Origin of the sequence: Streptomyces sp. 2P-4 (genome assembly GCF_030167965.1) — a bacterium.
Taxonomy (GTDB): Bacteria; Actinomycetota; Actinomycetes; order Streptomycetales; family Streptomycetaceae; genus Streptomyces; species Streptomyces globosus_A.
In genome coordinates this window covers 6,728,079-6,751,562 of record NZ_CP095011.1, presented here as the reverse complement: position 1 = coordinate 6,751,562, position 23,484 = coordinate 6,728,079, and the positions used below count along the sequence as shown (strand labels likewise).

Annotated in this window: 27 protein-coding genes; 16 read left to right on the top strand and 11 right to left on the bottom strand. The window is 75.8% G+C overall.

The window, feature by feature from the left end:
- Positions 1–17: 17 nt before the first annotated feature.
- Positions 18–1,301, top strand: a complete 1,284-nt coding sequence (locus MUK52_RS30205; RefSeq protein ID WP_284581532.1) for a hypothetical protein — start codon at positions 18–20, stop codon at positions 1,299–1,301.
- A 97-nt stretch (positions 1,302–1,398) separates the two neighbouring features.
- Positions 1,399–1,851 carry a hypothetical protein gene (locus tag MUK52_RS30200; RefSeq protein WP_284581531.1) on the top strand — a complete coding sequence of 151 codons (453 nt, stop codon included), beginning with the start codon at positions 1,399–1,401 and terminating at the stop codon, positions 1,849–1,851.
- A gap of 25 nt (positions 1,852–1,876) precedes the next feature.
- Here the strand turns inward: MUK52_RS30200 and MUK52_RS30195 are convergent, their stop codons facing one another.
- Both MUK52_RS30195 and MUK52_RS30190 read right to left on the bottom strand, forming a co-directional pair.
- On the bottom strand, positions 1,877–2,761 hold the full coding sequence (locus tag MUK52_RS30195; RefSeq protein ID WP_284581530.1) for a nuclease: 885 nt from the start codon (positions 2,759–2,761) through the stop codon (positions 1,877–1,879).
- 225 nt (positions 2,762–2,986) lie between these two features.
- On the bottom strand, positions 2,987–3,661 hold the full coding sequence (locus MUK52_RS30190; RefSeq protein WP_114056001.1) for a hypothetical protein: 675 nt from the start codon (positions 3,659–3,661) through the stop codon (positions 2,987–2,989).
- A gap of 280 nt (positions 3,662–3,941) precedes the next feature.
- On the opposite strand from MUK52_RS30190, the gene MUK52_RS30185 reads away from it, so the two are divergent.
- From MUK52_RS30185 to MUK52_RS30170, 4 genes are all read left to right on the top strand, one after another.
- Positions 3,942–5,345, top strand: a complete 1,404-nt coding sequence (locus MUK52_RS30185) for a hypothetical protein (RefSeq protein WP_284581529.1) — start codon at positions 3,942–3,944, stop codon at positions 5,343–5,345.
- Between the two features lie 104 nt (positions 5,346–5,449).
- A complete protein-coding gene (locus tag MUK52_RS30180) occupies positions 5,450–6,700 on the top strand; it encodes an AAA family ATPase (RefSeq protein WP_114056003.1) in 1,251 nt (416 codons plus the stop codon).
- The gene (locus tag MUK52_RS30175; RefSeq protein WP_284581527.1) at positions 6,697–8,031 is read left to right on the top strand and encodes a vWA domain-containing protein; all 1,335 of its coding nucleotides are present in this window, start codon (positions 6,697–6,699) and stop codon (positions 8,029–8,031) included. Before MUK52_RS30180 ends, MUK52_RS30175 begins: the two co-directional genes overlap by 4 nt.
- Positions 8,032–8,251: 220 nt before the next feature.
- A complete protein-coding gene (locus MUK52_RS30170) occupies positions 8,252–9,175 on the top strand; it encodes an SDR family oxidoreductase (RefSeq protein ID WP_114056005.1) in 924 nt (307 codons plus the stop codon).
- Positions 9,176–9,215: 40 nt separating this feature from the next.
- Here MUK52_RS30170 and MUK52_RS30165 read toward each other — a convergent pair whose 3' ends face one another.
- On the bottom strand, positions 9,216–10,268 hold the full coding sequence (locus tag MUK52_RS30165) for an aldo/keto reductase (RefSeq protein ID WP_114056006.1): 1,053 nt from the start codon (positions 10,266–10,268) through the stop codon (positions 9,216–9,218).
- Between the two features lie 238 nt (positions 10,269–10,506).
- Here MUK52_RS30165 and MUK52_RS30160 point away from each other — a divergent pair, with 238 nt between their 5' ends.
- Together MUK52_RS30160 and MUK52_RS30155 are read left to right on the top strand one after the other, a co-directional pair.
- Positions 10,507–11,085 carry an NUDIX domain-containing protein gene (locus MUK52_RS30160; RefSeq protein ID WP_246042576.1) on the top strand — a complete coding sequence of 193 codons (579 nt, stop codon included), beginning with the start codon at positions 10,507–10,509 and terminating at the stop codon, positions 11,083–11,085.
- 148 nt (positions 11,086–11,233) lie between these two features.
- A complete protein-coding gene (locus tag MUK52_RS30155) occupies positions 11,234–11,449 on the top strand; it encodes a hypothetical protein (RefSeq protein WP_114056008.1) in 216 nt (71 codons plus the stop codon).
- Positions 11,450–11,469: 20 nt separating this feature from the next.
- Here MUK52_RS30155 and MUK52_RS30150 read toward each other — a convergent pair whose 3' ends face one another.
- Positions 11,470–12,366: an MBL fold metallo-hydrolase gene (locus MUK52_RS30150; protein ID WP_114056009.1), complete on the bottom strand. Its 897-nt coding sequence runs from the start codon at positions 12,364–12,366 to the stop codon at positions 11,470–11,472.
- Between the two features lie 147 nt (positions 12,367–12,513).
- On the opposite strand from MUK52_RS30150, the gene MUK52_RS30145 reads away from it, so the two are divergent.
- The 3 genes from MUK52_RS30145 (at position 12,514) to MUK52_RS30135 (ending at position 14,736) form a co-directional block, all read left to right on the top strand.
- A complete protein-coding gene (locus tag MUK52_RS30145; RefSeq protein WP_114056010.1) occupies positions 12,514–12,729 on the top strand; it encodes a hypothetical protein in 216 nt (71 codons plus the stop codon).
- Positions 12,716–14,110: an amidase gene (locus MUK52_RS30140; RefSeq protein WP_284581526.1), complete on the top strand. Its 1,395-nt coding sequence runs from the start codon at positions 12,716–12,718 to the stop codon at positions 14,108–14,110. The genes MUK52_RS30145 and MUK52_RS30140 overlap by 14 nt, the downstream gene beginning before the upstream one ends.
- A 74-nt stretch (positions 14,111–14,184) precedes the next feature.
- Complete coding sequence (locus tag MUK52_RS30135) at positions 14,185–14,736, top strand: TetR/AcrR family transcriptional regulator (protein WP_114056012.1); 552 nt, start codon at positions 14,185–14,187, stop codon at positions 14,734–14,736.
- Between the two features lie 242 nt (positions 14,737–14,978).
- Here the strand turns inward: MUK52_RS30135 and MUK52_RS30130 are convergent, their stop codons facing one another.
- Positions 14,979–15,770: an SDR family NAD(P)-dependent oxidoreductase gene (locus tag MUK52_RS30130; protein WP_284581525.1), complete on the bottom strand. Its 792-nt coding sequence runs from the start codon at positions 15,768–15,770 to the stop codon at positions 14,979–14,981.
- Between the two features lie 143 nt (positions 15,771–15,913).
- Between MUK52_RS30130 and MUK52_RS30125 the strand changes: the two genes are divergently transcribed.
- Positions 15,914–16,537 carry a TetR/AcrR family transcriptional regulator gene (locus tag MUK52_RS30125; protein ID WP_284581524.1) on the top strand — a complete coding sequence of 208 codons (624 nt, stop codon included), beginning with the start codon at positions 15,914–15,916 and terminating at the stop codon, positions 16,535–16,537.
- A gap of 50 nt (positions 16,538–16,587) precedes the next feature.
- Here the strand turns inward: MUK52_RS30125 and MUK52_RS30120 are convergent, their stop codons facing one another.
- Together MUK52_RS30120 and MUK52_RS30115 are read right to left on the bottom strand one after the other, a co-directional pair.
- The gene (locus MUK52_RS30120) at positions 16,588–17,145 is read right to left on the bottom strand and encodes a DinB family protein (protein WP_114056014.1); all 558 of its coding nucleotides are present in this window, start codon (positions 17,143–17,145) and stop codon (positions 16,588–16,590) included.
- Between the two features lie 49 nt (positions 17,146–17,194).
- Positions 17,195–18,484, bottom strand: coding sequence for a chloride channel protein (locus tag MUK52_RS30115; RefSeq protein WP_284581523.1), 1,290 nt, complete (start codon positions 18,482–18,484; stop codon positions 17,195–17,197).
- A gap of 290 nt (positions 18,485–18,774) precedes the next feature.
- Between MUK52_RS30115 and MUK52_RS30110 the strand changes: the two genes are divergently transcribed.
- On the top strand, positions 18,775–19,473 hold the full coding sequence (locus MUK52_RS30110) for a YoaK family protein (protein ID WP_246042577.1): 699 nt from the start codon (positions 18,775–18,777) through the stop codon (positions 19,471–19,473).
- Positions 19,474–19,490: 17 nt separating this feature from the next.
- Here the strand turns inward: MUK52_RS30110 and MUK52_RS30105 are convergent, their stop codons facing one another.
- Positions 19,491–19,964 (bottom strand): class I SAM-dependent methyltransferase, encoded by a 474-nt coding sequence (locus tag MUK52_RS30105; protein ID WP_284581522.1) that lies wholly within the window; start codon positions 19,962–19,964, stop codon positions 19,491–19,493.
- Between MUK52_RS30105 and MUK52_RS30100 the strand changes: the two genes are divergently transcribed.
- Complete coding sequence (locus MUK52_RS30100; RefSeq protein WP_284581521.1) at positions 19,963–20,313, top strand: STAS domain-containing protein; 351 nt, start codon at positions 19,963–19,965, stop codon at positions 20,311–20,313. The genes MUK52_RS30105 and MUK52_RS30100 overlap by 2 nt on opposite strands.
- An 88-nt stretch (positions 20,314–20,401) precedes the next feature.
- On the opposite strand, the gene MUK52_RS30095 is transcribed toward MUK52_RS30100, so the two are convergent.
- Entirely contained in the window at positions 20,402–21,136 is a 735-nt protein-coding gene (locus tag MUK52_RS30095; RefSeq protein WP_284581520.1) for a class I SAM-dependent methyltransferase, read from the bottom strand.
- Positions 21,137–21,394: 258 nt separating this feature from the next.
- Here MUK52_RS30095 and MUK52_RS30090 point away from each other — a divergent pair, with 258 nt between their 5' ends.
- Complete coding sequence (locus MUK52_RS30090; protein ID WP_114056019.1) at positions 21,395–21,757, top strand: cupin domain-containing protein; 363 nt, start codon at positions 21,395–21,397, stop codon at positions 21,755–21,757.
- A gap of 98 nt (positions 21,758–21,855) precedes the next feature.
- Here the strand turns inward: MUK52_RS30090 and MUK52_RS30085 are convergent, their stop codons facing one another.
- Complete coding sequence (locus MUK52_RS30085; RefSeq protein WP_114056020.1) at positions 21,856–22,146, bottom strand: hypothetical protein; 291 nt, start codon at positions 22,144–22,146, stop codon at positions 21,856–21,858.
- Positions 22,143–22,706 carry an RNA polymerase sigma factor gene (locus MUK52_RS30080; RefSeq protein ID WP_284581519.1) on the bottom strand — a complete coding sequence of 188 codons (564 nt, stop codon included), beginning with the start codon at positions 22,704–22,706 and terminating at the stop codon, positions 22,143–22,145. The genes MUK52_RS30085 and MUK52_RS30080 overlap by 4 nt, the downstream gene beginning before the upstream one ends.
- 352 nt (positions 22,707–23,058) lie before the next feature.
- On the opposite strand from MUK52_RS30080, the gene MUK52_RS30075 reads away from it, so the two are divergent.
- Positions 23,059–23,415 (top strand): hypothetical protein, encoded by a 357-nt coding sequence (locus MUK52_RS30075; protein WP_114056022.1) that lies wholly within the window; start codon positions 23,059–23,061, stop codon positions 23,413–23,415.
- Positions 23,416–23,484: the final 69 nt, after the last annotated feature.

Below are 23,484 nucleotides of genomic sequence, written 5' to 3'. Positions count from 1 at the left end.
GCCGGCAGGAGGCGCAGTTGGGCACCAGTGTCGAGGGACAGGTCGACATGGCGGGACCGGTGGGCAAGCTGCTGCACCGGCGGAGGCTGCACAACTCCACGGTGATGCAGTCCTTCGGCGTCGACCCTGTCACGGGGGACGTCTTCGTCCTCCAGGTCGTCGAAGGCGGCCTCACCCTCCCCGGCGAGTCCGGCCCCCGGACGGGCCGACAGCGCGCGTACGCCGGCGACCTCGCCGTGACCCGGCTCGACCAGGCGGGCACCGTCACCGGGCACATGTACCTGCGGGGCTTCGGCCACGGCGTGTCCATGGGCGTCGAGCACGACGGCGGCGTCTCGCGCCTGTGGACCGAGACCGCGTCCGTCCCGATGGGCTCGAACATGCCCGAGGAGGAGAAGGACGGCTACGGCACCGCCGTCACGCACTTCGAGTTCCGCAGCGGCACCACCCTCTCCCAGGGCTCGGCGCAGCTCGCCCCGGCGTACCGGCCGGTGTCCGGCGCCACGAACGTCACCTGCACCATCGACCCGACGACGAACCGCGTCATCGTCCGCTTCAAGAGCGGCGGCATGGTGTTCGAGTCGTACGACCTGGACCGGGCCCGGGCCGGTGACTGGACTCCGGTCGCCCGGATCGCCCAGCCGGACGCGAAGGGCACCTTCCAGGGGTACGCCTCCCTGGGCCGCGTCCTGTACATGGTGGCCGGCAACGGCTATTCGGACACCGTGAAGCCGCCGGGCAACACCTGGCTGACGGCCGTGGACTGGACGGACGGGTCGGTCCTCGACCAGCGGTTCACCACCGCCGCCCCCGGCCTGGAGCTGCGGGAGCCCGAGGGGATGGCCGTCTCGGTGCGCGGCGGGGTGCCGCACGTGCACGTCGGGTTCGCGGGCGAGGAGCCCGGCCCTCGCACCTGCACGATCGTGTCGTTGTCGGGGGCGCCCGAGGTCGACGGGGTGAAGGTGCTGGCCGACTGGCAGCCGATCCCCCTCGCGAGCGGCGTCACCGCGGACGTGCGGCCCCCGAGCGGACGCCTCGTCGCCATCGCGGGTACGACGGTGCTGCAGCTGAGCGGCGGGGTGAAGGGCACCTTCGAGGCGGACACCCTGATCGGCCGGCTGCCCGACGCCCTGGCTCCGAGCATGGCGGCCCAGTGCAGCGTCCCGCGCAACAACAGCGGCGGGGTGTGCACCGCGCGGGCGGAGGCGAACTCGATCCGCGAGCTGTGGCTCTACGGCGGGCGTACGGCGAACCCGGTCACGTGGGCGCAGCTGGACAACTACAGCGCCGTCTGGCGCTGACCGCACAGCGCCCTCCACCGTTCCCCGCTCCCTCCGTCCCCCGTTCCCTCCGTCCCCCGTTCCCCCTTCCCCGTACGGCCGAGGAGACCGCCCAGCCGTGACCCACAACCGCCGCCGCATCCTCGGCGCCGCCCTCGCCCTGCCCGCCGCACTGACCGCCGCCGAGGTGCTGTCCGCCGCGCCCGCCGTCGCCGCCGCCGGCGGGGTCGAGGCTCAGCCGTGGACGGACCTCGTCCTGGAACCCGGTGTCACCGCCCGGGCGGGTGCGGTGCCGCAGGTCCGGCTGGTCACGATCGCCGGTACGGCCTTCCTGCAGGCGCGCGGCTCGGTGGCCTGCAGCCTGACCGCCGATCGGAAGGTCGCCACGCTGCCTGCGGCGCTGCGGCCCACCGGCCTCGTCCGCGCCACCGCGCCGCGCAACAACAGCCAGGGCATCAACGCCTGCCGCTTCGAGGTCAACACCGCCGGTTCCCTGACCATCTACGGCGGCAACTCCGGGAACCCGATCACCTGGGTGCAGTTCGACTCCGTGCAGACGGTCTGGCACTGAACGGCAGCCGGACCGTCCGCCGCCGTCACTTCTCCGTGAAGACGATCTCCCGGCACGAGCGGGTCATCCGCACGATGTTGTCGGGGGTGACCTCCACGATGTGGTGCAGGCCCCGGTAGAGCCGCTTGGTGTCGGGCAGGAGGCGGTACTCGTCCGCCGCCCCGGCGAGGAAGGCGCGGAAGCAGTCCGCCGACGGGGTCGGGTCCCCGGTGAAGTCGAGGTAGTCCTTCAGGCGGCGGAACAGCTTCGGCAGGATCACCGCCCCCTCGCGGTCGTGCGTGATCGACTTCTTGCCGGTGACAGGGAAGCCCTGGAGGGTCCTGTCGACCGCCCACACCCCTGCGGCCGACGCCCGTGCCTTCTCCGCGGCCTCGGTGAGCAGCTCGCGCAGGTACACCGGGAGGCCGGAGTAGAACGCCGGGTAGGCCAGTCCGCGTTCGAGGAGGCGGTGGTTGGCGGTCCGCTCCAGCAGTCTCTCGCTGACGCCGGTCCAGTAGCCGCTGTAGACGGGAGGGGTGCCGCGGCCGACGAACGCCACGCAGCGGCCGTACGCGTCGGCGCCGCGGGTGAGAATCCAGCCGGGCACGCTGTCCGGGACGGTGGCGAGGGTCTCGTCGTCGTCGCGCAGGACCGTGCCGAAGCCGAGGGTCTTCAGCAGTTCGTCCGCGGCCTCGTGGGCCAGCGGGCGGGGCTGGTGGTCGACGGGGGCCGGCTCCTGGCCGTAGTGGGTCTCCAGGGCGTCGATGCCTTCGAGCCGGATGCTCGCGCGCCCGTCGGCGCCGGGGACGACCTGCCCGCCGGGTACGAGCTTCCAGTCGGCGACGTCGTCGGGAATGAAGGGGAGGGTGTCGCCGTCGGGCTTCGGGCCTCCCTCGACCTTGAACCTGCCCCTGATCAGCAGCATGGACATGAGGGCTCCCCTCCGCATCACTGTGCGCGGTCGTCGCTCACGCACAGTACACACGGGTGGGGTCGCCGTGTCGGGGCCGCGCCCGCCGGCCCCCCGTGTGGCGTCCACGGGCCCGGGCGGCGCTGCGGCTGTCCGGGGCTGGTGCGGGGCGGTCCCCGGTCCCGCGTGGGGTGGGACCGGGGACCGCCGTGTCACCGGGGAGCGCGGCCGGGGGTGCGTCCGCTGCTAGAGGGCGCGGACGACCGCCTTGCCGTTCGAGGAGCCTTCCTTGCAGGAACGCTTCTCCGCGGCCGTCATCTTCCGGGTCTTGACCACGACGGCGTTGCTCTTGCCGTCCGTGCCGTTCTTGGCCGGGCCGGTGATCGTGTCCTGGAAGAACCAGTAGTAGTGGCCCCACTTGGGGCTGTCGTAGTGGGTCTGCCACGTGCCGGTGACCTTCTGCATCACCTGGGCGCGGGATATCCAGCCCACCTCGCCCGGCTTCACCGTCATGTTGAGCGAGCTGCTCTCGGAGTGGCTGCTCGACCAACTGTGGCTGTAACTCGCCGTAACACTCAGGTCGACGAGCCCGGCGATGTTGCCGCCCGCCGTGACGGACACACCCAGCGAGTCCGTCGCGCCGACCGTGTCGTCCCAGGTCATCGACTGGGTGGCGTCGGACGTGCTGCAGTTGTAGAGCGAGTTGGAGACCTGCCGGAACTCGCCCAGGTACGCCTCCCCCAGCTTCGGGGAGTTGAACGTGCACTTGCCTTCGCCCGACCGGCAGTCCGCCATCAGCAGCTTGCGGGTGGGCTGGTCCGCGGCGGCCGCCGGGAGGGCCGTCGCCGCGGCGACCGCGCACGCCGACAGCGCCACGGAGAGCGCGCGGGCCGTGTGGCGCTTGACGCGGGTTGTTGTCATCGAGGTACCTCTCACCTTGCTGGGGGGATCAGTGAACGGCTGCGCCCCGGGCACACGTTCGACCGCGGCCCGGCTGCGCGTTCGATCACCGCCTGTTGCGAGGTGAGATTCTTCCGATGCCGGGCAGGGGCACGGCGGAAATGAGCCACTCCTGCCGGTCCCCCACCGTGCCCCGCGCGGAAAATTCCTGGCGCATCCGGCCGGGGCGGTCTACGCTCGCCGCGATGAAGACTTCTCCTCTGCACCGATTGGGGGAACCGTCCGCGCAAGGTGAGTGCTGATGGCCACTCACCTCCCGGACGACGACTCCCGTCTGTCCCTCTGGCTGCGCGTGCGCCGGTACGCCGTGCCGCCCTCCGTGATCCACACCGCGACCGCCCGCCGTTCCGCCGGCGACTGGGCGGGGGCCTGTGCCGCCGCCGGCGTGGACGTCGACCTGCACCTGCCGTCCGTGGCCCGGACCTACGGCCGCGACTGCGCCGCCCGGCTCCGGGCCGACCTCCGCCACCTGGCACCCGACCTGCTGCGCTGGCACATGCCGCGGACCGCCCCCGACGGGCTGCTGCGCCCCGGCCTGACCGTCGCCCTGGCCCGCTACGCCGGGACCGGGCCCGACGGCACGGGCTCGCTGTACCTCGTGGTGCGTACGCCGCCGGCCTGGGCGGACGCCGGCCAGCGGATCGTGCTCGGGCTCTGGGACCGGTCCCGGCCCGAGGCCGCGCCCGCCGCCCGCCGCCCGCATCCGCGGCCCGCGCGGCGGTTCCGGCTCGACCTGCACCGCCACCTGTGGGACGCGCGCAGGGCGGGCGAACTCCGGCACCGCTCGGGCGCCGACCGGCCGCCGGGCACCGCGCCCGCGCCGGCGCTCGCGCTGCCGCCCGGGCGGTCGGCCTCCGCCGCGCCGGCGTACCGCTGCGCCCCCGACCTGTGGCCCGACGAGGCCGGGCTCCTGCTCCGGGCCGACGGCCTGGAGCCCGGGCCCGTCGAGGTGCGCCTGGGCAGCCGGCACCGGCTGGTCATCGACCCGGCCACCGGCCGGCCCGCGGCGGCGCCCGCGGGCGGACTCCGGCTGCCCGTACTGCCCGACGCGGCGGCGTGGGTACCGCCCGACCTGGAGCTGCTGCGCGCCGGGCTGATCGGACCCGACCGGCTGCACCCCCTCGTCGCCGGCGCGCTCGTACCCGGCCACGTTCCGGCCGGCCCGCCGCCGGGCGCCGAACCGGACGACGGGCCCCGCCACGTGGACTGCCGGGGGTCCAGGCACCGGATCGGGCTGGTCGACGGTGTCCTGGCCGCACTGGACCACGGCCCGGACGAACTCCGGCGCGAGGAACTGCTGGTCGCCCTGACCGGCACTCCGCTGCCCTGCCTGCGGGCCATCGACCGGGCGCACCGCCGGCCCGAGTCGCTGCCCGGCATCCGCGAGCGCCTCGCCCACGGCGACACCGCCGGGGCACTGGAGGCCGTCGAGTCCCTCCTCGGGCCCGGGGCCGTCCTCCGGGACGGCCTGCTGCGGGACGAGCTGGAGTCGGCGGCCCGGCAGCGCATCACGTACGGGCTCTACCGGGCCGGCTTGGTCGGGCCCGGCCCCGGGCGCGGCCCGGCCGGGGCCGGTGGCGAGCCGCCGGCGCGGCGCGTCCGGCCCTCCCGCGCCCGGCAGCGCACCTCGGCCCTCTTCTACTGACCCCTCCCGACGACGGCGGCGGCGCCCGCGCGCCGCACCGCCACCCGCTCCCTTCCCCGTGCGCGCCCGCGCGCTCCCGCTCACACACACCCACGGTGATTACCATGCCTTCCACCCTGTCCGCTCCCGCCCCGTCCGCTCCCGCCCCGGCGCAGCTCGACGTCGCCTCCGAGCTGCTGGCGCTGCTCCGCGACACCACCACCGAGCCGCGCCCCGACGTACAGCTGGAGGCCCTGACCCTGGCCGTGGCCGCCGACCTGCCCGTCCTGCTGTGGGGCGAACCGGGCATCGGCAAGACCGCGGCCCTCACCCAGCTCGCCGAGAACCTGGGCCTCCCGCTGACCACGGTGATCGCGAGCGTGCACGAGCCGTCGGACTTCTCGGGCCTGCCCGTCATCGGCGACGACCCCGCCGTGCAGGGCGTGCCGATGGCGCCGCCGGACTGGGCCGTCCGCCTGGTGCGGGCCGGCCGCGGACTGCTGTTCCTGGACGAGCTGTCGACCGCGCCGCCGGCCGTGCAGGCCGCCCTGCTCCGCCTTGTACTGGAACGGCGCATCGGCTCCCTCCGGCTGCCGGACGGCGTGCGCATCGTGGCCGCGGCGAACCCGCGTGCGTCGGCGGCCGACGGATGGGAGCTGAGCCCCCCGCTGGCGAACCGGTTCGTCCACCTGCAGTGGGTGCACGACCACGACGTCGTCGTACGGGGCCTCGGCGGGACGTGGCCGCGGGCGACGCTGCCGCAGCTCGACCCCGCACGGCTCGCGGACGCCGTGGACCTCGCCCGCCGGGCGGTGTGCGGGCTGCTCGCCGGACGTCCGGCGCTCGTGCACCGGCTGCCGGCCGGGGAGACGCGCCGCGGCGGGGCCTGGCCGTCCCCGCGGAGCTGGGAGATGACGCTGCGTCTGATCGCGTTTGCCACCGCGGCCGGATCCTCCCGGGACGTCCTGTCCCTGCTGGTGCGTGGCGCGGTCGGGGACGGTCCGGGACTGGAGCTGCTGGCCGGCCTGGACCGGATGGACCTGCCGGACCCGGAGGACCTGCTGGCGGATCCGGAGGCGGCCGTCCTGCCCGAGCGGGGTGACCTGCGGCAGGCCGTGCTCGATTCCGTCGTCGCGGCCGTGCGCAGCCGCCCCGAGAAGTCCCGCTGGGACGCCGCCTGGACGCTCCTGGTGCGGGCCGTCGAATCCGGGGCCCCCGACCTGGTGGTGGTTCCCGCGACCACGCTCGCCTCGCTGCGCCGCGACGCGTGGGACGTCCCCGAGGCGATCGAGGAGCTCGCCGGGGTGGTGGCCCTCTCGCGCCGCGCCGACCGGGCGGCGGCGCGGACCGCGCCCGGCGCGAAGGCCGGCCGATGACGGGCGCGGCGGACACCGCGGACGCCGCACCGGGAGCGGGCGGGCCGTCGGAGGCGGAGCCGGGCGGGGCCGCGCCCGCGGCCGCCGACTCGGACGGGGACTCCGACCGGGGCCTGGACCTGGACAAGCTGTACGCCGCCCGGCTGCAGGCGGCGCGGGCCCGGCCGTATGTGGCGACGGCCCTGTACGCCCTGCATGCCGTCCCGTCGCGGCAGGTGCCGACGATGGCGGTCGACCGGCACTGGCGGTGCTACGTCTCCCCCGGCTTCGTGGACCGCACGCCGGTGGAGGAGCTCGCCGCCGTGTGGGTGCACGAGGTGTCGCACCTGCTGCGGGACCACCACGGGCGCAGCGACCGGGTGGCGCGGCAGCAGGGCCTCACCGGCCGGGCCGAGCGGCTGCGGATGAACATCGCCGCCGACTGCGAGATCAACGACGACGCGTTCGGCGACGGGCTGGTCACGCCGGAGGGCGCCGTCCTGCCGGAGACGCTGCAGTTGCCGGAGGGGCAGCTGATGGAGGACTACCTCCGGCAGTTCCGGCTCGGACCGCAGTTCGGGCACCTGTCCTGGCTGGACTGCGGCAGCGGCGCCGACGGGCTGGACCGGCAGTGGGACCTCGGTCGGGACGGGGCGCACGGGCTCAGTGCCCAGGAACGCGACGCGGTCCGGTTCCGTGTGGCGCAGGGCATCAAGGGCCGGCCGGGGAACGCCCCGCGGCAGTGGCAGCGGTGGGCGGAGGAGGCCTTCCATCCGCCGCAGCCCTGGCGGGACCTGCTGGGGGCGGCGATCCGCTCGGCCGTCTCCGGCTCGGGCGCCGGCGAGGACTACAGCTACGGCCGCCCCTCGCGGCGGTCGTCCGCGCTGCGGGGCACGGTCCTGCCCAGCCTGCGGCGCCGGCCGCCGCACGTCGCCGTGGTCATCGACACGTCGGGCTCGGTGAGCGACGCCGAGCTCGGCGGTGCGCTCCTCGAAGTCGCCGCGATATGCCGGGCCGTGGGCGGCCGCCGGGACCTGGTGACCGTACTGACCTGCGACGCCGCGGCCCGGGTCGTGGGGCCGCTGTGCCGGGCCGAGGGGATCCCGCTGGTCGGCGGCGGGGGCACGGACCTCCGCCGGGGCTTCGCGCGGGCGCTGCGGTCCCGCCCGCGGCCCGATGTCGTCGTGGCCCTCACCGACGGCCAGACGCCCTGGCCGTCGGACCCCCCGCCGTGCCGGACGGTGGTGGGCCTCTTCCCCCGCCCGGCCCCGCCCGGCACCCCTTGCGAGGACGACCCCGACTACCGGCCGGACGAGCCGCCGCAGTGGGCCCGCGTGGTCACACTCGGCTGACCCCGCCTGCGGGGCGATCGGTCCGCTGCTCGCCGTCGTCCGGTCAGGCCGACGCCGCAGAGCGGCCTCTCCGTACGGGGTCTGCACGACGCCCCGGTCGGCGGAACGGGGGACGGTGGGGGCGGCCGGGGGTGATGCGGGGCGTGTCGTGCGGGGGTGCCGGGCGGCCGAGGGGGACGATCGGCGTCCGTCGGGTCCCCCGCGGAGGAATGAGGACGGAATGCGCGAGATCCGCTCCGGCGGCCGGCACGGGACCGGCTCTCCGTTGCGCGGGCGGGTCGCGGTCGTCACCGGTGCCGCCCGCGGGATCGGGGCGGCGCTGGCGCGGAACCTGTCGGAGTCCGGGATGCACGTGGCCCTGCTGGGCCGCGAGGAGGCGTCCCTGCGTGCCACGGCCGCCACCCTGCCGCACCGGAGCATCTGCTTCGAAGCGGACGTCACCGACGACGCGGCCCTCCGCGCCGCCGCCCGCTACGTCGAGGAGCGGCTCGGGCCGGCCGGCGTGGTCGCCGCCAACGCGGGCATCGCCGTCGGCGGCCCGTTCGCCGACACCGCCGCCGACCTGTGGCAGCGGGTCATCGACGTCAACCTCACCGGGTCCGCCAACACCGCCCGCGCCTTCCTGCCCCACCTGACCCGCACGCGCGGCTACTTCCTCCAGGTCGCCTCGACCGCCGCGCTGGGCTCGGCGCCCATGATGAGCGCCTACTGCGCCTCCAAGGCGGGCGTGGAGTCGTTCGCACAGGCGCTGCGGGGCGAGGTCGAGCCGGACGGGGTCGCCGTCGGGATCGCCTACGTCCACTGGACCGGCACCGACATGATCAGCGGCATCGACGACCACCCCGTCCTGCGGGCCCTGCGCCGCCACCAGCCGGGCTTCGCCCGCCGCGTCCGCACCCCCGAGCAGGTCGCCGCCTGGCTCGCCGAGGGGATCGCCCGCCGCTCCCCGTCGGTGTACGCGCCGCCCTGGCTGCGCTGGTGCCAGCCGCTGCGGCCGCTGTTTCCGGCGGTGGTCGCCCGCATCGCCCGCCGCGAACTGCGCACCCGTACGCGCGCCGAACTGGCCGCGGACGTCGGTGTGCTGGGCGACGGCGGCCTCGCGGACTGGCACGCCCACCGGCACCCGGGGCACCGGGACGGCTGACCCCGCCCGCAGACACGGGTGCCCGGGCAGGCGTCAGGCGTCAGGCGGCTGCCGGGCGGTCCGCGGGCGGGCGCCTGCGCGCCGCGGTGTCGGTCAGCGACGGCGGCTGCCAGACGCCGTCGGCCCGGTAGAGGTCGGTGCCGGGCGCCACGATCGCGTCGATGCGGTCGAGGGCCGCGTCGTCGAGCAGCAGGTCGGCCCCCTTGAGCAGGGAGGTCAGCTGGTCCATGGTGCGCGGGCCGATGATCACCGAGGTGACGGCCGGGTGGACGAGCGGGAACGCGACGGCCAGCTCCGGGAGGGTGCAGCCGATCTCCCCGGCCAGGGCGACGAGTTCCTCGACCGCCTCGAACTTGGCGGCGTTGCCCGGGAGGGCGGGGTCGAAGCGGTGCGGGGTGCGCGCGGCCCGGCCGGTGGTGAGGTCCACGGGCCGGCCCTGCCGGACGGCCCCGGAGAGGAACCCGGACGCGAGCGGCGACCACGTCAGGACGCCCATGCCGAGGCGCTGCGCGGTCGGCAGCACGGCCCGCTCGACGCCGCGCGCGAGGATCGAGTACGGGGGCTGCTCGGTGCGCATCCGCATCAGCCCGCGCCGCTCGGCGACATGGTGGGCCTCGACGAGGTCCTCCGCGGGGAACGCGGAGCAGCCGAACGCCCGGATCCTGCCGGCCGTCACCAGGTCGCCGAGGACGGACAGCGTCTCCTCGATGTCGGTGGTGTGGTCGGGGCGGTGCACCTGGTAGAGGTCGATCCAGTCGGTGTCCAGGCGCCGGAGACTGTCCTCGACGGCCTTCAGGATCCAGCGGCGGGAGTTCCCGCTGCGGTTGCGGCCCTCGCCGAGCGGGAAGTGCACCTTCGTGGCGAGGACGACGTCGTCGCGCCTTCCCTTGAGGGCCTTGCCGACGATCTCCTCGCTCTCGCCGGCCGAGTACATGTCGGCGGTGTCGACGAAGTTGACGCCTGCGTCGAGGGCGGTGTGGATGATGCGGGCGGCGTCTTCGTGGTCGGGGTTGCCGACGCCCCCGAACATCATCGTGCCGAGGCAGTGGGTGCTGACCTCGATGCCGGTCTTGCCGAGGACGCGGTAGCGCATGCCGGTGCTCCGTCGCAGGTGGGGGTGGGTGGAAGCGGCGCCAGTCTAGGACTTGGAGCACACTCGACGGCAAGGTCCGCGGGCCGGACCCCCGCCGCCGGCCTGGCGGAGGACGCGGCACGCGCGGGGCACGAACCGGCCGTCGCAGGGCGGCAGATGGCCGAGGGCCTGGAACGGGCCTGATCCCGGCCCGGTGTCCCGGTCCGCGCTGTCACACCCGTGCGGCAGGCTGCCTGTCATGAGTGACCATCACCCCGGCGCAATGCCGTCCCCGGACCGGCCACGGGCCGGGACCGCCTGGTGCGGGCTGCTCGGCCGGAGGGTCGCCGAGGCCGTGGCGGCCGATGTCATGTCGGCGGCTTCGGTCTTCGACGGAGCCGACGCGCTGCCGGAGTCCGCCGACCGCGGGTTCGCGGTGCCTCTCGCGGCGGAGGTGTGGGTTTTCGACGACTCCCTCAGCCGTGTCCTGCTGGTCCGTCACCCGTGGCGCGGCTGGGTGGCGCCGGGCGGTCGCGTCGAGCCCGGCGAGACACCGAGGGAGGCGGCGCGGCGTGAGCTGTTCGAGGAGACGGGCGTGCGGGCGAGGCTGTTGGCGGAACCGGCTGCGGCCACCGTCCGTTCCTACCGTGCGGGCGCGCCGGCGTGTCTGGGGCTGTCGTATGCGGCGGTCGTGGACGGGGCGGTCCCGCTCGTCGCCGAGGACGGGCAGGCCGTGGCGTGGACATCGCTGCGGCGGGGATGGACCGGGTGGTTTCCCGAGGACGTGGCGCGGGTGCGCCGGTACGCCGGGCGGCTGCGTGGCGGTGCCGGGGACTGAAGTGCGCGGACCTGCCTGCATCGGGAGGCGGTTCGGGGGCAGGAGCGGGGCTGTGAAGTCCGTTCGGCACATCGTCTCGTTCCCGCGGGTCGCCGCGGCGGCCGGTGTGCCGGTCCAACCACCTCGCCCGAACGCGGAGGAGCACCCCATGCGCGGCATAGGCGGCTGCATCGCACTGATCCTGGTGGGGGCGATCCTCACCTTCGCAAGCGACTGGAAGATGGAGGGCGTCAACCTGGACGTCGTCGGACTGCTCATGATGGGCACCGGCATTCTGGGTCTGGCGGTGTACGCGAGCGTCCTGCGGCGGCGGCGCGTCTCGGCGGTCGTGCCGGTCGTCGAGGAGACCCGGGAGCGCCCCTGACCGCCGCCGGCCTTCGGCCGTCACCGGCCGGCCGGGACCGGGGTGAGGCGGTAGGAGTCCCCCCGGCGGACGACGCGCCCGGCGGTGGGCGGCGCGAAGTGCGTTCCCAGCAGCAGGGTGTCGGTGCCGGCCAGTGAGGCCAGGAGTTCGCGCCGGGTGGCTTCGGCGAGCTCGGGGTCGATGTCGGCGCACGAACCGATGCCGGGGCGGGCCACCTGGACGGGGTGGTGGATGCAGTCGCCGGTGATCACCGCCGTACCGCCGCGGCCGGCCACCTCGACGGCCGTGTGTCCGGGGGTGTGGCCCGGAGTGGGCAGGAGTCTCACCTGCGGCGTGATGCCGACGCCCCCTGCCGGGACGTCGACGAGGTCGAGCAGGCCCGCCTCCTCCACCGGGACCACCGAGTCGAGGAACATCCGGCGGCGGGCTTCGTCCATGGCGTGTCCGGCCCAGAACTCCCGTTCCGTGCGGGAGGCGACGTAGCGGGCGTGGGGGAAGGTCGGGATCCACCTTCCGTTCTGCTTGCGGGTGTTCCAGCCGACGTGGTCGGCGTGGAGGTGGGTGAGGAGGACCAGGTCGACGGCTTCCGGCGGGTAGCCGGCCGCGGTGAGGCGCTCCAGGTAGCCGGTGTCCAGGTCGTGCCAGGCGGGGTTGGCCCGCTGCTTGCCGTTGCCGATGCCGGTGTCGACGAGGACGCGCAGCCCGCCTGCGGTGAACGCGAAGCTGTGGCTGTCGAGGTGCAGGACGCCCGCGCCGTCCGCGAAGTGGGGGCGCAGCCAGTCCTCGCCGGCGACGACCTCGGGGGTGGCGGCAGGCAGCAGCCACGGCCCGGTGGCGGGCGGCAGGGGCGTTTCGTCGATGCGGTGGACGGTGATGTCGTCGCCGACGGTCCAGGCCGGTCCGGTGGTGGTGCTCACGGTTGTTCGTCTCCTCGGCGCGGTGCGGGCCCTGCAACGGCGGTCATGGACGGGCCTCTTGACGCTAAACGCAATCCGTTTGCGTTTGGCCACCGTACGGCCTTAGAGTCCAAATGCAAACTCTTGGCTTTTGCGTGAGAGGAATCCATGCCGGACACCGACCCCGAACCGACGGCTGCACAGGCGGCCTTGTGGGCCGCCCGCGCCGGGCTCCCCCTGCCCCCCGGCCGCCGGGCCGCCGCAGCCGCGGCGGCCCGCCACATCCACTCCGTCGTCGTCGTCCTGCGGGAGCTCGACTTCGCGGACACCCCGCCTGCCTTCGCCTACCGCGCACACCAGGAGGCCCCCGATGCAGCCGTGTGAACTGAGCCTCGCGGAGGCGGCGGAGGCCATCCGCACCCGCCGCCTCTCCCCCGTCGAGCTGACGGACTCCGTCCTCCGGCGCCTCGAACTCACGGAGCCGCGCCTGAACGCGTACGCCGCGGTCACCGCCGAGCGCGCCCGGGCCGACGCCCGCACCGCGGCACGCGAGATCGCGGCCGGCCGCCGCCGCGGCCCGCTGCACGGCATCCCGATGGGCCTGAAGGACCTCATCGACGTGGCCGGCGTGCCGACTTCGGCCGGCTCCCGGGTGCGCACCGGTCACCGCGCCCGGGCCGACAGCACGGTCGCCGCACGCCTGGCGGCGGCGGGCGCCGTCCTGCTCGGCAAGACCCACACCCACGAGTTCGCGTACGGCCTCACCACCCCGCAGACCCGGAACGCCGTGGACCCCGGCCGGATCGCAGGCGGGTCCAGCGGCGGGTCCGCGGTCGCCGTGGCGGCCGGCTCCGCGACCTTCGCCGTCGGAACCGACACCGGCGGCTCGATCCGGGTGCCCGCCGCCCTGAACGGCGTCGTCGGCCTCAAGCCGACGCACGGCCTCGTCCCCCGCCACGGCGTGACGTCCCTGTCCTGGTCCCTCGACCACGTCGGCCCGATCACCCGTACCGTCCGGGACGCCGGCCTCGTCCTCGACGCGCTGGCAGGCCACGACCCGCGCGACCCCGCCTCGATCGCCGCACCGCTCGCCGCCGACCGCCGGCCGCCCGCCGGCACCGGGCTCGCGGGGCTGCGGATCGGCGTGCCGCGCACCTACTACTTCGACCGCGTCGACGCGGACGTCGAGGCCGCCGTCCGGCGGGCCATCGACGGCCTCCGCGGGCTCGGCGCCCGCCTCGTCGGCGTCGACATCCCCATGGCCCGCCACATCCAGGCCGTCCAGTGGGGCCTGATGGTGCCCGAGGCCACCGCGTACCACGAACGCACCCTGCGCACCGTGCCCGAGCTGTACCAGGACGACGTCCGCGTCCTGCTGGAGGCCGGCGCGCTCATGCCGGCCGGCGACTACCTGCGCGCGCAGCGCGCCCGCACCCTCATGCGGCGGGAGTGGTCCCGCCTGCTCCGGGGCGTCCACCTCGTCGCCGCGCCCGCCGTCCCGACGACCGCGGTGCGGGCGGGGCAGGAGTGCGTCACCTGGTCCGACGGCACCACGGAGGCCGTCTCGGACGCCTACGTGCGCCTCTCCTCCCCCGCCAACATCACCGGCTTCCCCGCTCTCACCGTGCCCGTCGGACGCGACGCCTCCGGCCTGCCCGTCGGCATGCAGCTGCTGGGGCGGCCGCTGGGCGAGGAGGTACTCCTGCGCGTCGGGCACGCGTACGAGCAGGCCCGCGAGGCCGACCGCCCGGCACACGCCGCGTAGCCCCGGCACCCGGCCGGGCACCCCGCCGGAAAAAGCCACGCCTTTGCCTTAAGGTGGTGCGTGTGAGCAGGCAGATGGTGCGTCCGGGCGGGCGCAGCGCGCGGGTCCAGGCGTCCGTGCACGCCGCGGTGCGCGAACTCACCGCCGAGGTGGGCCGGGACGCCCTCACGGTCCCGCTGATCGCCCAGCGTGCCGGTGTCACCCCCTCGACGGTCTACCGCCGCTGGGGCGACCTGCAGGAGCTGCTGTCGGACGTGGCCGTGGAGCGCCTCCGGCCCGACACCGCCCCGGCCGACCACGGCACGCTGGCCGCCGACCTGACGGCCTGGGCAGAGCAGTTCCTCGACGAGATGTCCTCCCCCGCCGGCCGCGCCTACGTCCGCGACGCGCTGCTCGGCGACCCGGACGGCGGCAACGCCGGCCAGTGCTCGGCCTACGCCGCCGGGCACATCGGCGTCATCCTCGAACGGGCGGCCGCCCGGGGCGAGCGGGCACCGGACACAGAAGCGGTCATCGACCGCGTCGTCGCACCACTGGTGTACCGCATCCTGTTCCGGCCGGACGGCCTGGACACGGCCCGCGCCCGCGCCCTCGTGGTCTCGCTCCTGGCCCCGGCGCCCCGCTGACGGGACGCCCACCTCCCCGCCGCGCCCGGTGGCGGTGTCGGCCCGGGCGAGGGCCGCGGGGACCGCGGCGGCGAGTCCGCCGGCGGCCAGGAGGGTGTCGAGGCGCAGGAGGTCCCGGCGGCCCGGCCCCGTGCCGGCGGCGGCGCGGTGTGCCGCGGGGCGGGGGAGGTGCCGTCCATCGGGTCGCCTTTCCGTTCTCCGGCGGAGGAGGGGTGACGCGGATCCGGCGAGTGGGGTCGGGGTCAGCGGGCGTCGCGCTGGGCGGTCACGATGTCGTTGAGGGTGCGCTCGACACCCATGCGGCCCTGCACCCTTTCGGCGAAGGCGGGGAACTGCCCGGCGATCGCGCTCAGCAGCTTCAACTCGGCCGGGGCGACGTTGACTTCGCACAGGTTCCGCTCGACGGCGCGGACGAGGCCGTCGCATACCTGCGCCGGGGAGACCGTGCGCATCCCGGCCGGCGGCTTGGCGCCCGTCGCGGCGAACATGCCGGCGTCGCGGACGAATCCGGGCTGGACGAGGGACACGCCGACGCCCGTACCGTGCAGGTCCTGGCGGAAGGCGAGGGCGAAGCCGCGCAGCCCGAACTTCGTCGCGCTGTAGAGCGCGGAGGACCTGGTGGCCGCCTTGCCGGAGATGGAGCCGACGAACGCGATGTGGCCGCGGCGGGCCCGGACCATGCGCGGCGCGAGGAGCCGGGCGAGGAGGACGGGCGCGTGCAGGTTCACGGCGAGGGCGCGTTCCACCTGGGCCGGGGTGTAGTCGAGTACGTCGCCGCTGGAGGGGAGGGCGGCGTTCGCGACGAGGACGTCGACGTCGCCGCACTCCTCGGCGAGGCGCTCCACGTCGGCGGGGTCGGCCAGGTCGGCGACGACGGCGCGGGCTGCGAACCGGTCGGCGACGGCCTGCAGCGCGTCCTTCCTGCGGCCGGTGAGCACGAGGGAGGCACCCTTGCCGGCGAGCGCTCCGGCGAGCTCCGTCCCGAGGCCGCCGGTGGCTCCGGTCAGCAGAACCGTCGATCCGTCGAATCGCATCCGTGGTCGCCCTCTCCCCTTGTTCGTTCGAACGAACGGGACCATAGAGCAGCCCGACCGAACGTGTCCATGCCATCGCGTGGATCGGTTGCCGATGCACCCGGCCCGCGGGGCGGTTTCCGCCGGATGCGACCATGGCGCGCATGGAGAAGGCAGCCGACACCCGCCAGCGCATCATCGACGCCGTCCTTCGGATCATCGGCGCGGAGGGCATCGCCGCGCTGAGCAACCGGCGGATCGCGAAGGAGGCGCAGGTGTCGCTGGGCTCGGTCACCTACCACTTCACGACCCAGCACGAACTGCTGCGGGAGAGCCTGCTGCACTTCGTCGCCCAGGAGACGCAGCACTTCACCGAGCTGGCCGAGAACTGCGCCCGCGCAGACGGCCTGGACATCCCGGGCGCGGCCGAGATGGTGGAGACGGTGGCGGGCGGAACCGCCTTCGACAGCAGGCACATCGCGCCGTTCGAGCTGTACATCCAGGCGGGGCGCGACGAGCGGCTCCGGGCCGCCGCCGCGGAGTGCTTCGCCGCGTACGACTCGCTCGCCCGCGGCATCCTCCGGCGGCTCGGCCTGCCGGACCCCGATCGCCTGGCCGGCGCGGTGGTGGCCCTGGTCTTCGGGCAGCAGCTGCGGAGACTGGCCACCGGCTCACCGGCGGAGGACCTCGTCGACACCCTCCTGCTCCTGACGGGCGCGGCGGCCGGAGCGGGCCCCGCCCCGTGCGGCGCGGCCGGCCGCCCGCCGTCCGGGAACCGTCCCGGCTGACCGCGCGGACGTGCCGTGCCGGCCGTCGGGGCGGCCCGCCCACGCCGCGGCTACTGGCCGACCCTCCCGTCGATGCACTCGCGCAGCAGGTCCGCGTGGCCGCAGTGGCGGGCGTACTCCTCGATCCTGTGCACCATCAGCTCCCGTACCGCGACCCGCTCGCGGCCGACCCGCGCGCCGAGATCGGCGTGGCGGGCCAGTTCGGCGTCGGTCGCGGCCTGCTCGCGGGCGAGGTCGGCGTACGCGGCGTCCACCACCGGCTGCTCGGCGACCGCCCCTTCGAAGTCCGCGTCCTTCGCGCCGTACAGACGGGGCAGCGGCTCCCCCTCGGTGATCCAGTTGTGCCAGTCGCGCTCGGCCTCGGCGAGGTGCCGTATCAGGCCGAGCAGGGACATCGTCGAGGGCGGCACCGAGCGCCGGGCGAGCCGGCCGGGGTCGAGGCCCTCGCACTTCATGCGCAGGGTGAGGCGGTAGTTCGCCAGGAAGTCCAGCAGCGTGGCGAGTTCGCCGTCCGCTGCGGACTCGTTGTTGCGGGGGTCTTCGGCGGGATCGGCCCACATGTCGGGGTACACGGTCGCCTTGGTCCACCGCTCGGTCTGCTCGCTCATGCACGCATGATCACCCGCCACGGGCCGTCGGCGCGAGGGAGTTGTGCGGTCAGGGACGCTCCTGCATGCGGCGCCGCAGGCGGTCGTAGACCGGTTCGCTGCCCAGCCGGTCCGCGGTGAGTGCGGCGGCGAAGCACGCGGCCAGCAGCGGCAGGACGAGCGAGGTGGCGCCGGTCATCTCCACGACCAGGACGATGCCCGTTGCGGGCGCCCGTACGACGGCGGCGAACAGGGCGGCCATGCCGACCACGGCGAACGCCCCGGACCCGGCTGCCTGGCCCGGCAGCAGCGGCCCCGCGGCGGCGTGCGCGAGGGCGCCCCACAGCGCACCGACGGCCAGGAGCGGGGCGAACAGCCCGCCGGGCGTTCCGGCGGCGTAGCTGAGCGGTCCTGCGGCGAAGCGCACGGCCAGGTAGGCGGCGAGGACGCCGACGGCCGGGCTCCAGCCGGCCAGGAGCCGTTCGCCGAGCGGGTCGCCCCCGCCGGCGAACAGCGGGTCGACCGCCATCAGCAGTCCGACCACGGCCCCGATCAGGGCCGCGCGGGCGGTGGCGGGCACCCGGGCGGCGAGCCGGTCGGACAGGGCCAGGCTGCCGATGACGAGGCCCCCGTACGCGGCTCCCAGCAGCCCGGCGGTGGCGCCGAACAGCATGAAGACGGGCAGCAGCCACACGGGCGGGGCGGGCGCGTCGGGGAAGGGGAAGATCGGCGCGCCGCCGGCGATCAGCGCGGAGACGGCTGCGGCGGCAGCCGTGCCGACGAGGGTCATCAGCACGAGCCGCGGCCGCACGGACCGGGTGACCTCCTCGCAGACAAACAGCAGGCCCCCGAGTGGCGCGGCGAACGCCACGGCGAGTCCGGCGCCGGCGAGCGAGGTGTGCAGCAGCCGGATGTCGTCGGCGCCCAGGCCGGTGCGCCGGCCCGCCTCGGCTCCGATCGCGGCTCCCATGTGCACCGCCGGGCCCTCCCGTCCCAGGACGAGCCCGGAGCCGATCGCGACGACGCCGCCGGCGAACTTGGCGGGGAGCAGCCGCCATGTGGGGGCCTCGCTCTCCCCGCGCCAGACCGCCTCGACGTGCTGGATGCCGCTGCCCGCCGCGTGCGGAACGCGCCGGGCGATGGCGCAGGCGAGGGCCGCCCCCGCGGCTGTGAGCGCGACGGGCACCAGCCATCCGAGACCGCCGCCGAGCCCGGCGGCGGTCTCCAGCAGGCGGCCGCGCAGCGCGTCGGCCCGTTGCAGGCACCACCGGAACGCCCCGCCGACCAGGCCCACCAGGCAGCCGGCCAGGGCCGCCACGAGGTGGGCGCGGCAGGCGCCGCGGAGCCGACGCGCCGTCACCGCGGCGCCCCGTGCGCGGGGCCGGGGTGGGGACCCGCCATGTGCCGACCTCCCGTGCCGAGCCTGCGGGCGCCCGTCCGGGGTCCGCCCCGCGGCCGTCCGGGCCGCGGTCCGTCCGAGCGTGGACCGCCCCCTGCGGCCGCCGTCGGGAAGCGCGCCGCGGCGCGCCGGGATGCGCCCCGACCGGACGACGCGCGCGGCGACGGCGTTGCGGCGTCCGCGGCCGGGCGCGGCGGCGGAGACTGGTGGCGTCGGGCCGCGCGTCGGGCCCGGGGGACCCGGGAGGGGCTGTGGAGCCGAAGACCGCGTCAGTGCTGGCCCCGTTCATGGCGGTGCTCACCCTGACGACCGGGCTGGTGGAGGCGGTGAGCCTGCTCGCGCTGGGGCCGGTGTTCACGGCCATGCAGACGGGGAACGTCCTCTTCTTCGCGTTCGGCCTGGTCGGCGAGGGCGGCCTGTCGGTGGTGGCGCCCGCGGTGTCGCTGGGGGCGTTCACCGCGGGGGCCGTGGGCGGCGCCCGGCTGGAGACCCGGCTGGAGGCCGGCCGGCACCGCTGGTTCATCCTCTCGCTCGTCGCGGAGGCGGTCCTCGTCGGGGCGGCCGCCGTCGCCGTGTGGGGGGTGCCGCCGGTCCACCAAGCGCCCACGGGCCGGCATCTCGCCGCGATCGGCGTGCTGTCGGCCGCCATGGGCATCCGCAACGTGACCAGCCTGCGCCTCCAGGTCCCCGACCTGCCGACGACGCTGGTCACCCGCGCCATGACCGCCCTGCTCGCCGGGTCCCTGCTGGGCCGCGACTCCTTCCTCGCCCGCGGCACGGCGGCGACCGCGCGCCGGGCCGCCTCCGTGGGCGCGATGTTCGCGGGCGGGCTCGCCGGCGCGCTGTGGGTCCACGCCGGCTGGCCGGTGTCGGGGCTGCTGCTCGTGGCGGCGGGCATCCTGCTGGCGGTCGCGGCGGCATACGTCCCGAAGCCGCACCTGCACACGTGAGCGGCGCGGCAACGGTGCTACGGGGCTGCGGGGAGCCAGGCGCGGACCATGAGGGTGCCGAGGCCGGCGGGGTCGGGGGCGGGGAGCACCGCGGCGTCGACGCGCTCGAACCCGGCGGCCCGCAGGAGGCCTGTCCACCTGCGCGGGGTGTAGGACCAGCGGCGCACCGCGAGGGGCCGCCCGCGCAGTCCGCCGGGGTGCGTGCCCTGCGGGCCGTAGCAGCCGGGCAGGGCGGGCGCGTGGCTGAAGGCGAGCAGGCCGCCGGGGCCCAGCCGGTCGCGGACGAGGGGGAGCAGGCGGCGGGGGTCGTGGAACCACACGGCGCCGAACCGGGACACGACCGCGTTCCGGCGGCGCTCCGTGCCCGCGAGGAAGGCGGTGGCGTCGGCCCTGTGGAACTCGGCGGGCAGGCCGGCGCAGCGGGCGCGGGCGCGCGGGGCATGGCGGGCGGTTCGCGGGGCAGGTGCCGGGCGTACGAGGAGGTGCGCCATGGCTGTCGACGAGGAGCGCACTGCGGATCCCGCGGCCCCGCCCTCGGCCGGAGCACGGTGCGTGGTGCGTGTGAGCGGCGAGATGGACCTCGACCACGCCGCGGAGTTCCGCACGGCGCTCGACACGGCCATCTCCCGGGCGCCTGACCGCGCGGACGTGGTGGTCGACCTCCGCCACTCCTCGTTCTGCGACTCCTCGGGCCTCACCGTCCTGCTGGCGGCCCGGGAGAGGGCCTGGGCCGGCGGGCACGCCATGCGGCTCGCGGCGCCGAGCCACCAGCTGCTGCGGCTGCTGGAGCTGACCGGGTCCGTCGAGCTGTTCTCGTTCGTGCCGGCCGCCGCGGACTGAGCTTCCCTCCCCGGCGTGCACCGCGCTGCTTCCGGTCGCGGCGGCGGGCCCGCACCGCAGCCAGCCGCTCCGGGCGCCTGGTTCCCCCTCACCGGGACGGGCGCCTGCCCTGGGCCGTCCACGCCCGGGCGGACAGGGTGATCGACCCGTCGGCCGCGGCGGGCAGGGACGCCCTCAGCCGCTCCTGCAGGAGGTCGCGCCGCGCCTGCGGCAGGGAGGCCAGGTACGCGGGTGCCGGCCCCTGGCCGCCCCGGAACGGCTCCCAGTAGTCCGCGAAGTCCCGGAAGCGGGTCCGAACCACGATCTCGCCGACGGTGACGCCGGCCAGCCCGGAGCCGCGCAGCAGCAGCCGCAGCGGTTCGGGCGCGCACAGCGGGAAGCGGGCGCCCTCGTCCAGCGGCCCGGCGCCCGCGTCCACCTCCGCCGCGGCGTCCCAGAAGTGCCGCAGGAGCTCCATCCCGCCCTGCGTGTAGTCCCACACGTACACCGCGGCCACGCCCCCGGGGTGCACCACCCGGAGCATCTCGGCGACAGCACGGGCCGGTTCGGGCACGAAGTTGAGGACCAGTCCGCTGACCGCGGCGCCCGCCGCACCGTCCGGCGCGGGCAGCCGGCGGGCGTCGGCGCGCACGAAGCCGGCCCGCGGGTCTCCGACGGTCCGCCGCGCGTACCGCAGATAGCTCTCCGACGGGTCGGCGCCCACGACCCGGCCGGGGTCCGCCGCCTCCAGGACGGCGCGGGTGACGGCGCCGGTACCGCAGCCGACGTCCCACCACACCGCCCCGGCCGGAACGGACAGCCGGCGTACGAACTCCCCTGCCACGCACCGGCTCCACCGGCCGATGTACGGCTCGTACGCCTCTCCGTCACCCCACACGGGCGACCACCCGCTCCCGCACGGCCACCGTCCGGAGACGGGGGGCGGCCCGGCACCGCCCGGAACCAGCATCCCCCGCCCCCGCCGCCGCGGCACCCGCTGCACCGCGCACCGGCCGCGCCGGCGCCCGCCTGGCGCGCTCCGGCCGCCGCGGCCACGCTGGAAGCGGGGGACACCCCTGCGGACATGGGAAGCGAGGCAGCCATGACGGCGATCACACGGGGCGACACACCGGTGGCGGTCGAAGGCGACGGCGTCGAACTCCGCACCCAGCCGGCCGGCGGCGACCTGTCCGTCGCCTTCGTACGGCTGCCTGCGGGGGCGGACCTCCGCCCGGCGCTGCAGGGCATGCCCGACGACCTGTGCCCCTGTCCCCACTGGGGCTACATGCTCAAGGGCCGCCTGAAGATGGTGACGAAGGACGGCGAGGAGGTCTACGAGGCGGGCCAGGCGTTCCACTGGCCTCCCGGGCACGCCCCCGTGGCCCTGGAGGACTGCGAGTACGTGGACTTCTCCCCGACGGCGGAGTTCACCGCCGTCCTCGACCACATCACGTCCCGGTCCTGACCCCCTCCCCCGGCTCCGGCTCCGGCCCCGCCCTGCCCGCCGGGGTAGCGGCTGCCGGCGCGGCGCCCGACCCCGTACGGGGCGCCGCGCCGGCGCCGTCAGGAGGGGCGGGCCGGGACGGTGAGGGTGCAGCGGCCGTTCTCGCAGGAGCGCCGGAGGCGTCCCCGCGAGACGGTCTGCACGAGGCCGATCGTCCAGCACACCGGGCACCCCCGGAGCGCCACCAGCCCCACCGGCAGGAGCAGCAGGGCCACCGGGCCGACGGTGAACGCCAGGCCCGTCCCGCCGATCAGGGAGCCGAAGCCCACCGCGCCGCGGGCCAGGTGCCGGGGCAGGGACGCGCTCGCGTAGTCGGGCCCGCCGTCCTTCCCGGTCGCTGCCGTCCTCACCGTCCGCCTCCCGCCGGTACGCCGTCCCCGTCCCCGTCCCCGAGCCGGCTCCGGACCGCTGCCCGGGCCCGGTGGAGCCGCGACTTCATCGCCGCCGTGCCGATCCCGAGCGCGTCTGCGACCATCCGCCCGCTCAGCCCCTGCACGTCCCGCATGACCAGCACCTGCCGCTGCTCCGCGGGCAGCGCGGCGATCGCCGCCGCCACCCGGCCCGCCTCCAGCCGTCGGAGGGCCTCCTCCTCGGCGGAGGGCCGGGCCTCGTCCCGCAGGGTTGCGGTGTCCCGTCCGATCGTCCGGGCGCGCCGCAGGCACTCGTTGCGGACGATGCGGAACATCCACGACGCGAGGGCGCCGGACGCGCGGAGCGTCCCGATCTTCCGGTACAGGATGATCAGCGCTTCCTGGGCGGCGTCCTGCGCGTCCTCGGGTGTGGCGCACAGGGAGCGGGCGAACCGCTGCACGTTCGGGTGCGATCCCGACACCAGGGCCGTGAGCGAGTCGACGTCGCCGCGCCGGGCGCCTGCGACCAACTGCTCGCCGGGCCATGCGTACTCAGCCACGCGTCCGCCCCCGCTTGCGCGAGACCGCGTACACGCACGCGCACACGAGCACCGCTCCTACGGCCACTGCCATTCCCACGATCATGTTCTTCCTCCGGCTTCCCCGTCCCGACGGCTGTCGGCACGTGTACAAGAGGAGCCGTCCGCCGAAAAGGATTCACCGGCACGGCCCCCGACCGCCGGTGACAACCGATCGGCCCGGTTCCGCGTCCTTCCCGCAGAGCCGGCTTCCGTCCGAGCGGGGGCGGAGCGGCGCGGTACCCGGAGGAACGCCATCAGCACTTCGTACACCCCCGGCCCGGACGCCGGCGGCGCGGGCGGCGCGGGCGGCCGCCGCCGGCGCGGAATCGGCATGCTGCTGCTGGGCGTCGCGGCCGGCGTCGTGCTGAGCACCGCCGTGCTGACGGCAGCGTCGTGGCCGCGGACCGAGGTGGCGTACCGCAGCGCCTCCCCCGCGTCTCTGCCCTACGACGGCTCCCGGTACTTCCTGCGGATGGAGCACCTCCGCGACCTGTCCGGTGACGACTCGTACCGGATGGTGATCGGCAGGCAGCCCGATGCGTCGTACGGGCACTGGCTGCACATCGACACCTACCTGGGCGCGGAGGGCATCCGGTCCGCGACGTGGACGGAGTCGGAGGTGCGCGTCCGGTTCTCCACCGGGCACGAGCTCTCCGTACCGGCCGGCGCCTTCACGGGCGGCAGGTGAGCGGCACCGCCGCGGGCGCCCGTACGCAGGTGGGTAGGCTTCGCTCAGCACGGACGCACGTCGGGGGGC